Origin of the sequence: Allobosea spartocytisi (genome assembly GCF_014764685.1) — a bacterium.
Lineage (GTDB): Bacteria > Pseudomonadota > Alphaproteobacteria > Rhizobiales > Beijerinckiaceae > Allobosea > Allobosea spartocytisi.
This window is the reverse complement of record NZ_JACXWY010000006.1, coordinates 110717-126715: the sequence shown is the minus strand read 5'-3', so window position 1 is coordinate 126715 and position 15999 is coordinate 110717. Positions and strand designations below refer to the sequence as shown.

The 15999-nt window shown below is 67.0% G+C and carries 14 protein-coding genes; 5 read left to right on the top strand and 9 right to left on the bottom strand.

Annotated elements, in window-relative coordinates; translation table 11 throughout:
* Window positions 1-192: 192 nt before the first annotated feature.
* The 3 genes from IED13_RS12060 to IED13_RS12050 all read right to left on the bottom strand — a co-directional run bounded on the left by IED13_RS12060 (window position 193) and on the right by IED13_RS12050 (window position 5115).
* Window positions 193-1815 (bottom strand): SPOR domain-containing protein, encoded by a 1623-nt coding sequence (locus IED13_RS12060; RefSeq protein WP_191124302.1) that lies wholly within the window; start codon window positions 1813-1815, stop codon window positions 193-195.
* A gap of 100 nt (window positions 1816-1915) precedes the next feature.
* Entirely contained in the window at window positions 1916-3682 is a 1767-nt protein-coding gene (gene argS / locus IED13_RS12055; RefSeq protein ID WP_191124301.1) for an arginine--tRNA ligase, read from the bottom strand.
* A 185-nt stretch (window positions 3683-3867) separates the two neighbouring features.
* On the bottom strand, window positions 3868-5115 hold the full coding sequence (locus IED13_RS12050) for a deoxyguanosinetriphosphate triphosphohydrolase (protein ID WP_191124300.1): 1248 nt from the start codon (window positions 5113-5115) through the stop codon (window positions 3868-3870).
* A gap of 87 nt (window positions 5116-5202) precedes the next feature.
* On the opposite strand from IED13_RS12050, the gene IED13_RS12045 reads away from it, so the two are divergent.
* Window positions 5203-5553, top strand: a complete 351-nt coding sequence (locus IED13_RS12045; protein WP_038365549.1) for a HesB/IscA family protein — start codon at window positions 5203-5205, stop codon at window positions 5551-5553.
* A gap of 6 nt (window positions 5554-5559) precedes the next feature.
* Here IED13_RS12045 and IED13_RS12040 read toward each other — a convergent pair whose 3' ends face one another.
* The 3 genes from IED13_RS12040 to IED13_RS12030 all read right to left on the bottom strand — a co-directional run bounded on the left by IED13_RS12040 (window position 5560) and on the right by IED13_RS12030 (window position 8446).
* Window positions 5560-6549 (bottom strand): HD-GYP domain-containing protein, encoded by a 990-nt coding sequence (locus IED13_RS12040; protein ID WP_248312557.1) that lies wholly within the window; start codon window positions 6547-6549, stop codon window positions 5560-5562.
* A 329-nt stretch (window positions 6550-6878) separates the two neighbouring features.
* The gene (locus tag IED13_RS12035) at window positions 6879-7493 is read right to left on the bottom strand and encodes a cold-shock protein (RefSeq protein WP_038365547.1); all 615 of its coding nucleotides are present in this window, start codon (window positions 7491-7493) and stop codon (window positions 6879-6881) included.
* Between the two features lie 197 nt (window positions 7494-7690).
* Complete coding sequence (locus IED13_RS12030) at window positions 7691-8446, bottom strand: SIR2 family NAD-dependent protein deacylase (RefSeq protein WP_038365545.1); 756 nt, start codon at window positions 8444-8446, stop codon at window positions 7691-7693.
* A 108-nt stretch (window positions 8447-8554) separates the two neighbouring features.
* Between IED13_RS12030 and IED13_RS12025 the strand changes: the two genes are divergently transcribed.
* Entirely contained in the window at window positions 8555-9778 is a 1224-nt protein-coding gene (locus tag IED13_RS12025; protein ID WP_191124299.1) for an aminotransferase, read from the top strand.
* 105 nt (window positions 9779-9883) lie between these two features.
* On the opposite strand, the gene IED13_RS12020 is transcribed toward IED13_RS12025, so the two are convergent.
* Window positions 9884-10276, bottom strand: coding sequence for a hypothetical protein (locus IED13_RS12020; protein WP_112763188.1), 393 nt, complete (start codon window positions 10274-10276; stop codon window positions 9884-9886).
* Between the two features lie 107 nt (window positions 10277-10383).
* Complete coding sequence (locus IED13_RS12015) at window positions 10384-11913, bottom strand: UxaA family hydrolase (protein WP_191124298.1); 1530 nt, start codon at window positions 11911-11913, stop codon at window positions 10384-10386.
* 208 nt (window positions 11914-12121) lie between these two features.
* Here IED13_RS12015 and IED13_RS12010 point away from each other — a divergent pair, with 208 nt between their 5' ends.
* Both IED13_RS12010 and IED13_RS12005 read left to right on the top strand, forming a co-directional pair.
* Window positions 12122-12841: a L,D-transpeptidase gene (locus IED13_RS12010; RefSeq protein ID WP_191124297.1), complete on the top strand. Its 720-nt coding sequence runs from the start codon at window positions 12122-12124 to the stop codon at window positions 12839-12841.
* 87 nt (window positions 12842-12928) lie between these two features.
* Entirely contained in the window at window positions 12929-13243 is a 315-nt protein-coding gene (locus IED13_RS12005) for a hypothetical protein (RefSeq protein WP_038365539.1), read from the top strand.
* Window positions 13244-13635: 392 nt separating this feature from the next.
* On the opposite strand, the gene IED13_RS12000 is transcribed toward IED13_RS12005, so the two are convergent.
* Window positions 13636-13983 carry a phasin family protein gene (locus IED13_RS12000; protein WP_038365537.1) on the bottom strand — a complete coding sequence of 116 codons (348 nt, stop codon included), beginning with the start codon at window positions 13981-13983 and terminating at the stop codon, window positions 13636-13638.
* Window positions 13984-14364: 381 nt separating this feature from the next.
* On the opposite strand from IED13_RS12000, the gene IED13_RS28800 reads away from it, so the two are divergent.
* Window positions 14365-15972 carry an SPOR domain-containing protein gene (locus tag IED13_RS28800; protein WP_248312556.1) on the top strand — a complete coding sequence of 536 codons (1608 nt, stop codon included), beginning with the start codon at window positions 14365-14367 and terminating at the stop codon, window positions 15970-15972.
* The last annotated feature ends 27 nt before the right edge of the window (window positions 15973-15999 follow it).

Here is a 15999-nt window from a genome sequence, read left to right as displayed (position 1 = left end):
GCACGCGGCCTTCCGACGCATCGTTGATTGTTGTCAGCTAAGTCGCATGCGCCTTCGGGCGCGACAAGTATGCCCGGCGCCATGCCTGCTCGCACAAAAAGCGCAGGCGGCCGGAGCATGGACGCAGCGAGACGGCCAAACAAAAGGGCAGCGCCCGAAGGCGCTGCCCTTTCATGACGAAACGAGGCTGTCTCAGTTCTTGGCGATGAAGCACTGACCGCCCGCGGCCTGAAGCGCCGAGCACATCGAGGTGGCGTCATCGCGGGAATAAGGCCCGACGCGCAGGCGATAGACCGTCTTGCCGCCAGCGAGCTCCGTCTTGCGGACGATCGGCGACTGACCGCCGAGCTGCTGCGGATATTTGCGCTGCAGCGCCGCGAAGGTCGCCCGCGCCTCCTGCTCACTGCCCGGCGCCCCGAGCTGCACCACGAAATCGCCGGTTCCGGCGCGGATCGCGGCGTTGGCGGGAGCCGGCGTCGGAGCGGCAGGCGCTGCGCTGGCGAGGCGGGTCGGAGCGGCGGGCGTGGTCGCGGCCGGCGGTGTCGTCGCGCGCTCCTGCGGCTTCGGCGCAGCCGGCGGCGGCACGGCGGCCGCGACCGGCAGATTCGCACTGGCCGGGCTGCCCGCGATCGAGCGGCTCGGCGCCGAGCCGGTCGCTATCGGGCGGTTGCCATTGGCGTCGGCAGCGGCCGCCTGCGCCGGCGAGCCGTCGGGACGGATCGAGACGGTGCGGACCTTGCGCGGCTCGCCGAGGCCCGGCACCGGCGGCATCGGGGTCAAGGCGGGCTCGGGCATTACGATGCTGCGCTCGGCGCCACCAGGTGTCGGGACGGTGGCGGTTTCGCTCGAAGCGGTGCCCGGTCCGGGCAGAACCACCCGCGAGGGCATCGAGCGGGCCGCTTGCTGGATGTCGACCGGCTGCTCCTGGCTGTCGACGAGCTTGGTCTTGCCCTGCGGATCTTCGGCGGAGCGCTCGTAGATCTGCTTGTTCTGGTTCGGAATTTCCCGGCCGCCCGGATTGGCGGGCTCGACCTTGACCGGGCCGCTATCAGCCGCGATCACCGGCGGCGCGCCGCTCTTCGAGGACGAGCCGCCGCGCAGCAGCATGGTTCCGCCGACGCCGATGACGCCAATGGCGATCACCGCAGCCGCCGCCCAGAGGCCCTTGCGCGAGCGCCGGGGCTCGAGGTCGGGCAGGTCGTGTTCGGCATATTGAGGATGGTAGGTCTGCTGCCGCGCATCGAAGCCCTGGTCCGAAGCCTCGGCGTCATAGGCGGGTTCCTGCTGATAGACCGGCGCCCGGTAGAAGCCCTGCTCCTCGTCAAGGTCGCGCGCGGCTGGTGCCCCTTGGGCCGGCACCGGCCGGGAATAGGCGGCCGGCTCGGGATGAGCGTAATCCTGCTCCGCGGGCTCGTCGTCGTATTGATACTGTTGCCGGGGCTGAACCGGCGCGGCCGCGGGCTTGCGCTCGGGCTCGGTCCGGCGCAACAGGGCCTCGAACTCGTCGAGGGCGCCGCGCATCTCGGCCGGCGGCTCGGCGACGGGCGAAGGAGCCTGCGCCGTACGCGGCGGCACATAGACGGGCTGCTGCGGCACCACGGCGAAGCTGGGCTCCTGGCGCGTCGCCGGCGCAGCAGGCTGCTGCCTGCGCTCGGTGAAGATGTCCTTGAGCGGATCGTCCTGACTGACGATACGGGTCAGCTCCGCCAGCGGATCGGGCGAGTGCGCGGGGCGCTGCGCCTGCCCTGCCCCCCGAAGCTGGCGCTCGAGATCCTCGAGATCGAGCGCGAAACGATTCCTAGCTGGCTCACTCATGGTACGATCCATTCCAGCACAAGCCGCTTCCCCCTATGGAAGAACCGGGAACTCTGTGCGGTCAACCTGACCTTGTGCGCGCCGCCGGAATAGTGCCCCGTCAGCGCATCTCTTCCGGCGCCGCAACTCCGGCGACCGCCAGACCGGAAGCAAGGACGCTGCGCACCGCATGCACGAACGCCAATCTCGCCAAGGTCGACTTTCGATCAGTTTGATTAACGAACCGTAATTGCGGCGAGTCTTTGCCCTTGTTCCAGAGAGAATGGAACGCGCTCGCCAGTTCATGCACGAAGAATGCCACGCGATGCGGCTCGTGGGCCGTGGCCGCGCCTTCGATGATCCGCGGATAGGCGGCGATCATCTTCACGATGCCGACCTCGGCCTCATCCACCAGAATCGACAGATCCGCCTGCGACAATGCGGCGGGGGACAGGTCGAGATCGGGGAACGCCTCGCGGGCCTGCCGGAAGATCGAGGCGCAGCGCGCATGGGCATACTGGACATAGAAGACGGGATTGTCCTTCGACTGCTCGACCACTTTCGCAAGATCGAAGTCCAGGGTCGCGTCGTTCTTGCGGAAGATCATCATGAAGCGCACCGCGTCGCGGCCGACCTCGTCGATGACCTCGCGCAGCGTGACGAAGTCGCCGGAGCGCTTCGACATGCGCACCTGCTCGCCATTGCGCAGCAGCCTGACGAGCTGGCAGAGCTTGACGTCGAGCGAGCCCTCCCCGTTGGTCACGGCCTTCACCGCGGCCTGCATCCGCTTGACGTAACCGCCATGGTCGGCGCCCCAGACGTCGATCATCTCGGCAAAGCCGCGCGTGAACTTCGAGCGGTGATAGGCGATGTCGTTGGCGAAATAGGTATAGCTGCCGTCCGACTTGAGCAGCGGCCGGTCGACATCGTCGCCGAACTGCGTGGCGCGGAACAGCGTCTGCTCGCGATCCTCCCAGTCCTCGTCCTTCTGGCCCTTGGGCGGCGGCAGGCGGCCTTCATAGACCAGGTCACGCGCGCGCAGATCCTCGATCGTCTCCGCGACGGCATCCTTGTTGCCGTCGACGGCCTGCAGCGAGCGCTCCGAGAAGAAGACGTCGTGGACGACGCCGAGCGCGGCGAGATCGTCGCGGATCATCGCCATCATGCCGTCGATGGCGGCCTGCCGGACGAGCGGCAGCCACTCGCTCTCGGATTTGTCCTTCAGCGCCGGACCGTACTGCTTCGCCAGCGTCTCGCCGACCGATTTGAGGTAGTCGCCCGGATAGAGCCCCTCGGGAATCGCCCCGATATCCTCGCCCAGCGCCTCGCGATAACGCAGGAAGGCCGAGCGGGCGAGCACGTCGACCTGCGCGCCGGCATCGTTGATGTAGTATTCGCGCGTCACATCATGGCCGGCGAAGGCGAGCAGGCGGGCGAGCGCGTCGCCGAACACCGCGCCGCGGCCATGGCCGACATGCATCGGCCCGGTCGGATTGGCCGAGACGTATTCGACATTGATCTTCGGCGCAGGCTTGGCCCTGCCGCGGCCATAGTCGAGACCCGTCTCGATCGCGGATTTCAGGATCGCAGTGAACACCGCCGGCTGCAGCGTCAGATTGATGAAGCCCGGCCCGGCGATCTCGGCCTTTGCGATCTCGGGATCGCGCGACAACTCCTCCACCAGCAACGCGGCCAGCGCGCGCGGATTGGTGCCGGCCTCCTTGGCGAGCACCATCGCGGCGTTGGTGGCGAGGTCGCCATGCGCCGGGTCCTTGGTCGGCTCGACCACGACACGCCCGAGATTGAGCCCGGCGGGAAGCGCGCTTCGCTCGGCAAGCGCCCAGAGCGCGGCGTGAAGGCGAGCGGAATAGGTCTCGAACAGGTTCATCGTGGTCATCTTGTCGGCAGGAAACTTCCGAGCCCTCATCCTGAGGAGCGTTCTGCGAAGCGCGTCTCGAAGGATGATCCAGGAGGCTCCGGAAACCGCTGGAGCATCCTTCGAGACGCGGCCTTCGGCCGCTCCTCAGGATGAGGGCTCACCAAGCTCGAACATTTTTGTACGGCCGCCCGGCCCTATCGCAGCGAGGGGGTGACGTCAAACAGGCGGCGATGCTCGTCGAGCGCGTACCAGTCGGTCATGCCGGCGATATAGTCGGCGATACGGCGCATCCGGCGATGCTCATCGAGCCCGTCGCAACCCGCCGCCCACTCCTGCGGCATCGCCAAGGGATCGGCGCTGAAGCGCGCAAACAGCTCCCGCACCACCTGCGCGGCCTGGGCGCGGATCGGCGCGATGCGCGGATGACGGTACATATTGGGGTAGAGAAAGCCCTTGATGTCCCGGTCGGCCGCCTCGATCGCCGCGGAGAAGGCCACGACCGGCTGCCCTGCCCGCCTGATCGCATCGGCCTCAGTGGGCGCGAGCGCCTCGAGCCGCCGCTGCGATTCTGCGATCACATCCTCGACGAAGCGGGTGATGACGCGCCTGACGAGCTCATTGGTCAGGCGCGCTTTTTCGAGCCCCGGATGCAGCCGCTCGATCTCGTCGAGCAGCCCGGCCAGGAACGGCACCGAGCGCAGGGCGGCATGGCCGAACAGCCCGGCCCGCAAGCCATCGTCAATGTCGTGGGCGTTGTAGGCGATGTCGTCGGCGAGCGCGGCGGCCTGCGCTTCGGCCGACGCATAGCTGTCTAGCCAGAGATCCTGCCGATGCTGGTATTCGACAATCGCCGCCGGAATGCCGGTTTTGGCGTAGCGCGCCGTCGGCTTCCCTTCGGGGTCGAGCAGCGGGCCGTTGTGCTTGACCAGCCCTTCCAGCGTCTCCCAGCTCAGGTTGAGCCCGTCGAAATCGGCATAGCGTTGCTCGAGCCGGGTCACGATCCTCAGCGTCTGGGCGTTGTGGTCGAAACCGCCGAACCCCGCCATGCATTCGTCGAGCGCATCCTCGCCGGTATGGCCGAAGGGCGTGTGGCCGAGGTCATGGGCCAGCGCCAGCGCCTCGGCCAGATCCTCGTCGAGACCGAGCGCGCGCGCCAGCGCGCGGGCGATCTGGGCCACCTCGATCGTGTGGGTCAGCCGCGTGCGGTAATGGTCGCCCTCATGCGAGACGAAGACCTGCGTCTTGTGCTTGAGCCGCCGGAAGGCGGTCGAATGGATGATGCGGTCGCGATCGCGCTGGAATTCGCCCCGCGTCGCCGAGGCGGGCTCACCGACGAGCCGGCCGCGGCTCATGCTGGAGCGGCATGCATAAGGAGCGCGCCAGCGCTCACCGGGCTCGGAGCCCGCTGAGAAGACCGATGTCGGGATGTGCGGATGCGGCATGGCAGCCTCGTCGCCGCCCCCGTGCTTGTAGAGGCGCTGCCGGGCCATTACCTTTATGGACAACCAGGGTGCAAGGAACATCTGCCCATGTCGACCGATCTTGCGGTCAACCCGCGCGGCATCGCGGTGACGGCCAACGCCGCGAAACGGATTCTCTCGGTGATGGCAAAGGAGCCGCCGGGCGCGATGCTGCGCGTCAGCGTCGCCGGCGGCGGCTGCTCCGGCTTCCAATATGTCTTCGATATCGAGGAGAAGAAGGCGCCGGACGATCTCGTCATCGAGCGCGATGGCGCGACCGTGGTGATCGACGAAACCTCGCTCGACCTGCTCGAAGGCTGCACCATCGACTTTGTCGACGACCTGATCGGCCAGTCCTTCCGGATCACCAATCCGAACGCGACCAGCTCCTGCGGCTGCGGCACGTCCTTCGCGGTCTGAGCCGGTTCAGGCCGCGTCCTCGGCCGCAGCGCTGGCCGCAGGCCGCGCCATCATCTTGCCGAGCCGCGCCACGGAGCTGTTCAGGACCACATTGCCGAAGGCGCGCAAGAGGTCCCGGTCGAGCTTGTCGCCCATGCCGATCAGCGTGGCGAAGGCTTCCTCCGGCGACATGGGCGCCTTGTAGGAACGACGTTCGATCAGCGCGGCATAGATGTCGCAGATCGTGATCATCCGGACCGGATCGGGAATTCTGTCGGCGCCGATGCCATGCGGGTAGCCGGAGCCGTCGAGCATCTCGTGATGCGACAGCACGGCGGCGAGCACCGCCGGCGCGAAACCACCCTGCGCGACCAGCATGTCGTGCCCGATCTGCGGGTGCTGGCAGATGACGGCACGCTCCGCCGGCGTCAGGCGTCCTGGCTTGCGCAGGATATCGAGCGGGATTCGCGCCTTGCCGACATCATGCAGCACGGCGGCCGTCGTCATCAATTGCCGGTCGCTCTCGCCGAAGCCGAGCTTGCGGGCGAAGGCGGCGACCAGTCCAGAGACCAGAAGGCAGTGCTGGTAGGTGGCGTCGTCATGCTGCCAGACCATATCCAGCCAGGTATCGAGATTGCCGTCATCGGCCGCCCGGTTGATCGCCTCGACACTGTCGTTGATCGCCTGAACGGGCAGCGGCCCGTCGGAGCCGGCGGCTTCGAGCAGGCCGGCGAATGCGGCGGAAGCCCTGACGAATCGCCGCTGCAGAACCGTTTCCGGCCCACTGTCCCGCAGCAAACCGAGCATGGCCCCGACCTTGTCGAGCAGCGCCGACGGCGGCGTTTCGGCCGGCAGGATCGCCTGGGCCCCGAGGGCGTTGGCCTGCATCTGGCTGCGCGGCGACATGTCCCGCAGAAGGAAGAGGAAGGGGGCGCCGGACTGTCGGTGAGTCGCAAGCGCCGCGCTCGCCGAGACGATCGTCGCGGGCCGGGAGAGATCGAGATCGACGATGAGCAAACGACCAGCGGCCTTGCGGATCTCCTCGATTTCGGCGAGGTCGAAGGCCCTGCACGCTCCCCAGACCGAGAGCGCGCGTTGCAGCGACTGACGCTGCTGATCACGATCGCTGACGAGAAGGACGATGGCGCTAGGTCTCCGGCAAGACCTCCATCTTAGCCCGGCCGATTGATGAAGCGTAAAAACCGCAGCCGGAATTCGCGCCAGGCGGGTGCCGGCGCGATAAAAAACCGGCAAGGGACGATAACCTTGCCGGCGTGCTTACCGGATTCTCAATTTAGAGCTCCCAACAACCCCAGAGGGGTTTCGATGGGGTTTGTCGAAAGCCCTCAGTGCGATGCGGCGGCGCCGCCCGGCTCAAGCCGGATCTCCGCAGCCATGAGCCCCTTCGGCCCCGGTCCGTAGCGCACCAGCACGGTCTGTCCCGGAACGAGCTCGACGAGCCCGTAGCGGCGCAGCGTCTCCATATGCACGAACACGTCCGGCGCCCCTTCGCCCTTCGAGACGAAGCCGAAGCCGCGCAGCCGGTTGAACCACTTCACCACCATCGGCTCCAGGCCGCTCGTCGGCGCCACGGTGACGTTGGTGCGGGCGAGCGGCATCTCCGAGGGATGCCGCGCCACTGTCGTATCGATCGAGAGAACGCGGACCGCCTGACGCCCCCGCGGCTTCTCGACCGCCTCGAGCACGATGCGAGCACCTTCCGCTATCGCATTGAATCCGTCGCGTTTCAGGGTCGTGACATGGAGCAGCACATCCGCCCCGCCGGTCTCGGGAACGACGAAGCCGTAGCCCTTCGACACGTCGAACCATTTGACGTAGCCGCTGGTCTCGACCGGGACCTCCGAAGCGTGAGGGCTTGGCCCATCGAGGCGCACGACACGGTTGAGTGACTGGATGGGACCCATCGGTGGTCGCCCGCTCTCACCGAATTCGTCGGACATTTGCCGCTCACCCCACGCAGAACGTCTTGATTCGCGACATTACGATAGCACTGCTGCGGATTCGGGGAACACCCCCGAAGATCTCGTCCACATAATCTCCAGCGGAAAGTTCACTTTTTCGATCGGGAAAGCTGGAGCCGTGAGCGAGTCGGTGCCTTGTCCCGGATCGGCGTGGCCCTGCGGTGCAGGCCTGTCGCTCAGGACAGGAGCGGCGCCAGGGCCTTGCCGCTTTCGGCCCGGATCACGAGATCGGCGATCGCGTCGAGCTCCGTCGGCTCGCGGTTGAGGATGACGAGCCTCGCCCCCTGCCGTTTGGCGATGACGGGCAACGTCGCCGCCGGAAAGACCACGAGCGACGAGCCGACGACGAGGAAGAGGTCGCATTCCAGCGCCAGTCCTTGCGCCCGCATCATCGCCTCCTGCGGCATCGCCTGCCCGAAGGAGATCGTCGCGGATTTCACCGGCCCGGTGCACATCAAACAGGATGGCGGCTCGCCCGTCGCCTCGAAGGCCGGCCGGATCGCGGCGAGCTCATGCCGCCAGCCGCAATCGAGACAGGTCGCATAGGTGCCGTTGCCGTGAAGTTCGATCACCTGCTCCTCCGGCACGCCGGAAGCCTGGTGCAGCCCGTCGATGTTCTGCGTCACGATGGCGGGCGAGCGCCCATCCGCCACGAGTCGCGCCAAAGCGCGATGGCCGATATTGGGCTGCGCGTCGCGGTAATGGTCGTCCATCGTGAATTTGCGCCGCCAGGCCTCCCTGCGCGCCTCGCGGCTCGTCACGAAGGCCTCGAACGGGATCGGCTTGTTGACCATCCAGGGCGAGCCCGGCGAGCGGAAATCCGGCACGCCCGATTCGGTCGAGATGCCCGCGCCGGTAAAGCTGACGATCCGGTCCGCGCGATCCAGCATCGCGTGCAGCTCGGCGATCGCATCCTCTGTCTCGTCCTGCATCGGCTCGCCCGGTTTTATGGAAATGGAACACCTCCAGATATGGAACGCCGCTGCGACGCTTCCAAGGCGATTGACGCAAGGCCGGCGCCGCAGCAAACCAGACTGATCATGCCGACACTCCCCCCCGCCGCGCTGAATCCCGACCTGATCGATACCGGCACTCCGCCGATTCCGGAGGCGCAGGGCTGGGCCAGGTCCTATGACGGCCGCCATGGCCCGCTGATCGACCTGTCGCAGGCCGTGCCCGGCTCGGCCCCGCCGGAAGCGCTGCTGCGGAAGCTGGCGGAAGCGGCGGCGGAGCCCGGCAGCGCCCGCTATGGCGGCATCACCGGCGATGCCGCTTTGCGTGAGGCCTATGCCGCCGAGATCGCGGGCATCTATGGTGCGCCCTTCACGCCGGCGGAGATCGCGATCACGTCGGGCTGCAACCAGGCCTATGTCGTGACGATGATGGCGCTGGCCCGGGCCGGCGACAACGTGCTGCTGCCGACGCCCTGGTATTTCAACCACGAGATGACGCTGACCATGCTCGGCGTCGAGGCGCGCCCGCTGCCCTGCACCCCCGAATCCGGCTTCGTGCCGGATGTCGCCACCGCCGAGGCGCTGATCGACGAACGCACCCGCGCCATTGTGCTGGTGACGCCGAACAACCCGACCGGCGCCGTCTATCCGCCGCAGACCATCGCCGCCTTCGCCGCGCTCTGCGCAAGGCGCGGCCTCTGGCTCGTGCTCGACGAAACCTATCGCGACTTCCTGCCCGAGGGCCTTGCCAGGCCGCATGAGGTTTTCTCCGCAAGCGACTGGCAGGATTCCGTGATCGGCCTCTACAGCTTCTCGAAGGCCTATGCCGTTCCGGGCTGGCGCCTCGGCGCGATCACGGCCGGCGAACAAGTCCTCGCCCAGATCGGCAAGGTGCTCGACTGCGTGCAGATCAGCCCCGTCCGGGCCGGTCAGGCCGCCGTGACCTGGGGCATCGACGGCATCCGCGACTGGCGCGAGCGCAACCGCGCCGAGATCAACACCCGCGCCGGCCTCTTCCGCGAGACTCTGGCGCCGCTGAACGGCTGGCGCGTGCTCTCGGCCGGAGCCTATTTCGCCTATGTCGCGCATCCCTTCGCGGGCGCAAAGGCGGCCGAAATCGTGCGCCGGCTGGCGCAGGAGCGCGGCGTGCTCGCCCTGCCCGGCCCCTATTTCGGCCCCGGACAGGAAAACCATCTGCGCATCGCCATCGCCAATGTCGCCGCCGACCGGATCGGATTGCTGGGCGAGCGGCTCAGAGACTTTTCGTTCTACCATGATCCGAACGCCGTCATCCCGGACAAGCCGCGATAGCGGCGCTGGTCCGGGATCCATCGAAGGGCACTGCGCTCCATGATGGATTCCGGGCCTCCGCTTCGCTCCGCCCGGAATGACACGATGGTTCCAAGGCCTAAAGGCTTACCGAAACATCTCCGCATAACGGTCCCGGTAGGCCCAGACCAGCGGCAGCCCCAGGACGACGAGGACCGCCGCCACCGGCAGACCCTGCGGGTTGATCGTGGCGTGGAAGAGCACGATTACCGCCATCACCGGCGCGATCAGCGCGAGCCCGAAGGCCGGCACGACGTTGGAGATCAGGCTCAGGCCCCCGGTCAGGTTGATCGCCTTCACGAAGGGCCAGAAGAAGCCGGAATCCTGCAAGGCCGCCTCGAAGGCAGCGCCCCGCGCGCTGGTCGGCGGATGGATCAGGTTCATGCCCGTAGCGAGCCACCAGAAACCGTCGACGGCGCTGATGAGGAAAATCAGCCCAAGCAGGATGCGCGGGGCGGTCACGAGAAAAAGATTCTTCATGGGAATCCAGGCCGATGCGAGAACAGGCCGGCGCCGCTCTCGAGCAGCGCCGGCCTGTTCCTTGATCGCTTCGGCCTCTCGCCGGGTTCAATCGGCGAGACGAAAAACTACATCGTCGCGCCGATCTGCCACGGCACGTATTCCGCATCGCCATAGCCGAGCAGCTCAGACTTGGTCTTCTCGCCCGACGCGACCTTCAGCAGCTTCTCGAAGATCTCGCGGCCCTTTTGCTCGAGGCTGACGCCGTCGAGCACATCGCCGCAATTGATGTCCATGTCGTCGATCATCTTCTCGTAGATCGACGTATTGGTGGCGAGCTTCACCGAAGGCGTCGGCTTGCAGCCATAAGCCGAGCCGCGCCCCGTCGTGAATGCGAGGATATTGGCGCCGCCGGCCACCTGCCCTGTCGCCGCGACGGGGTCGTAGCCGGGCGTGTCCATATAGACGAAGCCCTTCGCCCTCACCGGCTCGGCATAATGATAGACCGCCGAGAGCGTCTTGGTGCCGCCCTTGGCCGCCGCGCCGAGCGACTTCTCCAGAATGGTGGTCAAGCCCCCCGCCTTGTTCCCCGGCGAAGGGTTGTTGTTCATGCTCATCCGGGCGCGTTCGGTATAGTCCTCCCACCACTTGATGATGCCGACGAGCTTCTCGCCGACCTCGCGGGTGGCGGCGCGGCGCGTCAGCAGATGCTCGGCACCGTAGATCTCAGGCGTCTCGGAGAGGATCGCCGTGCCGCCATGCTCGACGAGGATGTCGACGGCCGCGCCCAGCGCCGGGTTGGCGGTGATGCCGGAATAGCCGTCCGAGCCGCCGCATTGCAGCGCCAGCATCAATTCGGAGGCCGGCACGGTCTCGCGCTTCGCCCGATTGGCGATCGGCAACATCACCTTCAGCGCATCGATGCCGGCGGCGACGGCCTTCTTGGTCCCGCCCGTCTCCTGGATCGTCAACGTGCGGAAGACGTCGCTTTCGGTAACACCGTAGGCTTCCTTCATCCTGCTGATCTGGAAGCCCTCGCAGCCGAGGCCGACGACCAGCACCGCCGCCATGTTCGGATTGCAGGCATAGCCCCAGGTGGTGCGCTTCAGCACCTCGAAGCTCTCGCCATTATAGTCGATGCCGCAGCCGGTGCCGTGGGTCAGCGCGATCACGCCGTCGACATTCGGATAATCGGCGAGCAGGCCGGAGCGCTTGACCTCCTCGGCCATGAAGCGCGCGGCCGAGGCCGAGCAGTTCACCGAGGTCAGGATGCCCACGTAATTTCGCGTGCCGGCCTTGCCGTTGGCGCGGCGGAAGCCCTCGAAGGTCGCCTGCTGCTCGACCGGCAGCACGAATTCGGGCTTGGCCTCGGCCGCATAGGCATAGTCGCGCTCGAAGGCGTGGAAGCCGGTATTGTGCTCGTGCACCCAATCGCCCGGCACGATGTCATCCGTCGCGAAGCCGATGATCTGGCCGAATTTGCGGATCGGTTGATCCTTGGCGATCGGCACGATCGCCATCTTGTGCCCGCGCGGAATGCGCTTCAGCGCCTCCACGCCGGCCGCGGTCACGCCAAGATCGACCGGATCGACGGCGACGACGACATTGTCGGCGGCGTTGAGCTTCAGCGTGCGGGGCGGCGCGGACTTGTCGAGCATGGCGGAACCGAATTCTCCGGGCACCGCGACGGCGGCGTGCGTCCCTAGAGATGCGCCCAACCGGCCGCGTTTTCAATCGGTTCAAAGGAGGAAACGGTCATGCGTCAGACTCGGGCGCGGGCTAAAGGTCGAACGCCCGCGGCAAGGTTCACCCAACAGTAACCATCCAAGCCGATGTATCTCCTCAGACCTGCCTGAGAGATACCCCATGCTGACGCGCCGCTCGTTTACGTTTCCTGCCCTGTCCGTCGCGGCGGCAGGCTTGGCCGGCTGCGGGTCGAGAAGCATCGTCGCGCTGCCGGAGATCGGCTCAGGCTCGATCGCCCAGAGCCCGCAGGGCCTCGTCACGCGCACCTTGGCACGGCCCAACTATGCCGAGATCTATGCCGATTATCCCGGCGAGCGCTTTCCGATCTCGGCCATCGACTATCAGCGCATCGATCCCCGCTTCCTCCGGCAGACCGTGGCGTTTCCGCGCGACGACAAACCCGGCTCGATCGTCGTCGATCCCGCCGGCTACCATCTCTATTTCGTCGAGTCCCCGCGCGTCGCGACGCAATACGGTGTCGGCGTGGGGCGCGAGGGCTTCGGCTGGTCGGGCGCCGCCCGGATCAACATGAAGCGGGACTGGGCCGACTGGGTCCCCCCGCCGGAGATGATCGCGCGCGATCCCGAGATCAGGTCCCAGCTCGAGCAGACGCCGCGCGGGCTTGGCGTGCGCGGCGGCTCGAAAAGCCCGCTCGGCGCCCGCACGATGTACCTCTTCGGCGAAGGACGGGACCTCGGCTATCGCATCCACGGCACATTCGAGCCCTACACGGTCGGCACCAATGTCTCGTCGGGCTGCATCCGCATGATCAATCAGGATATCGCGCATCTCTACGCGCGCGTATCGCTCGGCACCCCCGTGACGGTGCTGCCTGCGTGAGCAGGGCCGGATGAACGGCAGCGCTCGGACCGGTTCATGTTCCGTTGAACTTCTGTGTGTTTTGATGGGTATCGAAAGGAGTTTGCCATGCGCAAGCTGTTGATTTTTGCGACGATTGCGGTCGGGAGCGCGCTCGCCGCGCCGGCCATGGCCACCGAGGCCCTGCCAAGGGAACTGGCCGCGCGCCTCGACAAGGCGCCGGCCGAATATTCCTGGTCGGCGGCAGCCGAGCGGCGGCACATGATCATGGAAGAGACGATGCGCCAGCAGCGCTACGGTCGCGGCTACGGCCCGCCGCGTGGCTATGGCCCACCGCGCGGTTATGGCTACGGTCCCCGCCCGGGCTGGGGCCCGCCGCCTCCGCGCTATTATGCTCCGCCCCCGCCTCCCGGCTGGTGGTAATTCCGAGAGCGACGGGCAACCGTCGCTCTTTTTTCTGATAGGCAGGCGCGCTTGCCAGCCGGGCCATCTGGCGGCGATCTCCGCCACGCTCCACCTTCTACTGACCTGAGATCCTGAAGGCCGCGCTCGATCCGCCTGGGCAGGCGGCTGCGACAAGCCGATGCTCATGACCGGCTCGAAGAAGCCTTCCACGCTGGCGCTTTTCGAGGCAGCGGGTTTCGAGCCATCCAAGACCGGCCTTCAGGCCAGACGGCTTCCGGCCCGCACCGGATAAGCGGCAGCCGGCGCAACGAAAAACCCCGGCCTTGCGGGCCGGGGCTCTCAAACGCAACTGAACTCTAGGCAGCACCGGCAACGCGGATCAACCGCGCCACAGGATCACTTGCCGCAAATCACTTGCCGGCGGCGGCCGGGACAGCCTTCGAGACGATACCTTCGAACGGCTTGTAGGCGTCCTTGGCGAGAGCGGTGTAGAGCTCGCCCATCTTGGTGAGCTGGGCGACAGCGCCCTCGAACGAGGTCTTGACGTAGTCGGCCTGGATCTCGAGAGCCTTGTCGAAGGTCTTCACGCCGGCGAGCTTCTCGAGCGTCGCGGTGCTGGCCTCGAAGGACTTCTTGGCATAGTCGGTCGCCTCGACGGCGATCGTCTGAACGCCCTTGGAGGTGGCGCCGAAAGCCTTCAGAGCGGCATCGACGTTCTCTTTGGAAGCCTTCTGGATGGTCTCGAACTGCTGGATCATGGCTGGTCTCCTGGCACCTTGGGTGCGGCCTCTGGTGACGGGCGTTGTCTCGCCCTGACGTGTCGCCCCAAGGTCGGATGAAGAGATCACCACCGGGGACTGCCGCTATATTGTGCAGCGCAACATGAATGTCAAGCGAACGCTGCAATGCACCAAACGCATATCGTTCCGATCGCAACCATTCAAGTTTTAACGGCTCCGTAACCGCGTCCGCCTAACCTCTCCCTCTGTGTCCTTCGCGCCACGTCAACCAGCGCGCGGAGGTCGGACTTTTGAGTATCGAGTTCGGGGCGTTTCATGGTGTTTGGTTGCGTTGGGTTGCGGCGTCCGCGTCTGCGGGTCGTCGCCGGGCTGATCGGAGTTGTCGCCATTGCGGCTACGATGGCCGCTTCCCCCGCCGAGGCGCGCAAGCGTCGCCATCATGCTGCGGGCGGCGGTGGCTACACCCCGCCCTATGCCGCGATGGTCGTCGACGTGAAGAGCGGGCGCACGCTGCACGCCGTCAATGAAGACGCGGCCCGCATCCCCGCCTCGCTCACCAAGGTCATGACGCTCTATCTGCTGTTCGAGCAGATGGAACGCGGCCGCTTCGACATGGATTCCGAGCTCAAGGTCTCGTCCTATGCGGCCTCGCAGCCGCCAACCAAGCTCGGCCTGCGCGCTGGTTCCACCCTTTCGGTCGGTGACGCGATCCGCAGCATGATCACGCTTTCGGCCAATGATTCCTCCGTCGTCGTCGCCGAGAATATCGCCGGCTCCGAGGATGCCTTCGCCGAGATGATGACGCGCAAGGCGCGCTCGCTCGGCATGAGCTCGAGCCGCTTCTACAATCCGCACGGCCTGCCGCATTCTCCGCCGAACCTGACGACCGCGCGCGACCTCACCATCCTGGCCCGCGCCATCCAGGAGCGCTTCCCGCGCTATTTCGCGCTCTTCCAGACCCGCGCCTTCCAGTATGGCAGCCGCACCATCCGCGGCCATAACCGCCTGCTCGGCAAGGTCGAGGGCGTCGATGGCATCAAGACCGGCTACACCCGCGCCTCCGGCTTCAACCTGATGACCTCGGCCAAGGCGGACGGTCACCAGATCGTCTCCGTCGTGCTCGGCGGGCGCTCCGGCGCCTCCCGCGACAAGATCATGACCGACCTCGTCCTCGCCAATCTGCCGCGCGCCTCGACCAGCGGGCGCTCCTCGGTGATGGTCGCCGAGGCGCCTGAGCGCGAGGAACGCCCGCGCCAGGAAGAACGCCCGCGTCCCGAGGAGCGCGTCCGGCCGGAAGAGCGCCCGCGCGTCGCCGCCCTCGCCGAGCCTGCGCCGATCCCGGTGCCGCGTCCGGAGAACGTCGCCGCGCCGCAGCCCCAGCCGCTGCCGGTGGCCGCCCGCTCCTATGCGCCAATGCCGACCCAGACGCCGATCGCGCCGCCGCGTCCGATTGCCGCCGGCCAGCCGCTGCAGATCTCCGGCATGCGTCCGGTCACCGCGACCACCACGCCTTCGGCGATGCGCTGGTCCATCGGCGCCCAGCCGGCCGATGCCAAGGTCCTGCGCCCGCCGGCGAATGTCGACACCACCTCCTCGATCGCGCGACTGGCCGAGCCGGCCGCCGAGCCCGTCAAGGTCGCGGAGAACAAGGTCGAGGCCCCGGCCGCCACCATCGCCCGCAAGTCGGACGCCGTTCCCGCCAAGGCACAGGCTCCCGAGCCTGCCCCGGCCATGTCGCATCAGGCCGCGGTCGTCGCCTCCGGCAAATGGGTGATCCAGCTCGGCGCCACCGACGACAAGGGCAAGGCCGAAGAGATCCTGGCCCGGGCCCGCGCCAAGGCGGCCGGCTCGCTCGCCAGCGCCTCCGGCTTCACCGAGAAGGTCGAGAAGGGCGGCTCCACCCTCTTCCGCGCCCGCTTCGCCGGCTTCGACGACTCGAAGGATGCGCAGAACGCCTGCAACAGGCTGAAGCGTGGCGGCTTCTCCTGCTTCGCCACCCGTAGCTGACCGGACCGGGAAAGGAGTTCACGCCAT

Excerpts from the sequence above, each read along its gene's own strand:
- IED13_RS12060 (WP_191124302.1), bottom strand. The coding sequence starts at position 1,815 with ATGAGTGAGCCAGCTAGGAATCGTTTCGCGCTCGATCTCGAGGATCTC.
- argS (WP_191124301.1), bottom strand. The coding sequence starts at position 3,682 with ATGAACCTGTTCGAGACCTATTCCGCTCGCCTTCACGCCGCGCTCTGG.
- IED13_RS12050 (WP_191124300.1), bottom strand. The coding sequence starts at position 5,115 with ATGCCGCATCCGCACATCCCGACATCGGTCTTCTCAGCGGGCTCCGAG.
- IED13_RS12045 (WP_038365549.1), top strand. The coding sequence starts at position 5,203 with ATGTCGACCGATCTTGCGGTCAACCCGCGCGGCATCGCGGTGACGGCC.
- IED13_RS12035 (WP_038365547.1), bottom strand. The coding sequence starts at position 7,493 with ATGTCCGACGAATTCGGTGAGAGCGGGCGACCACCGATGGGTCCCATC.
- IED13_RS12030 (WP_038365545.1), bottom strand. The coding sequence starts at position 8,446 with ATGCAGGACGAGACAGAGGATGCGATCGCCGAGCTGCACGCGATGCTG.
- IED13_RS12025 (WP_191124299.1), top strand. The coding sequence starts at position 8,555 with ATGCCGACACTCCCCCCCGCCGCGCTGAATCCCGACCTGATCGATACC.
- IED13_RS12020 (WP_112763188.1), bottom strand. The coding sequence starts at position 10,276 with ATGAAGAATCTTTTTCTCGTGACCGCCCCGCGCATCCTGCTTGGGCTG.
- IED13_RS12015 (WP_191124298.1), bottom strand. The coding sequence starts at position 11,913 with ATGCTCGACAAGTCCGCGCCGCCCCGCACGCTGAAGCTCAACGCCGCC.
- IED13_RS12010 (WP_191124297.1), top strand. The coding sequence starts at position 12,122 with ATGCTGACGCGCCGCTCGTTTACGTTTCCTGCCCTGTCCGTCGCGGCG.
- IED13_RS12005 (WP_038365539.1), top strand. The coding sequence starts at position 12,929 with ATGCGCAAGCTGTTGATTTTTGCGACGATTGCGGTCGGGAGCGCGCTC.
- IED13_RS12000 (WP_038365537.1), bottom strand. The coding sequence starts at position 13,983 with ATGATCCAGCAGTTCGAGACCATCCAGAAGGCTTCCAAAGAGAACGTC.
- IED13_RS28800 (WP_248312556.1), top strand. The coding sequence starts at position 14,365 with ATGGCCGCTTCCCCCGCCGAGGCGCGCAAGCGTCGCCATCATGCTGCG.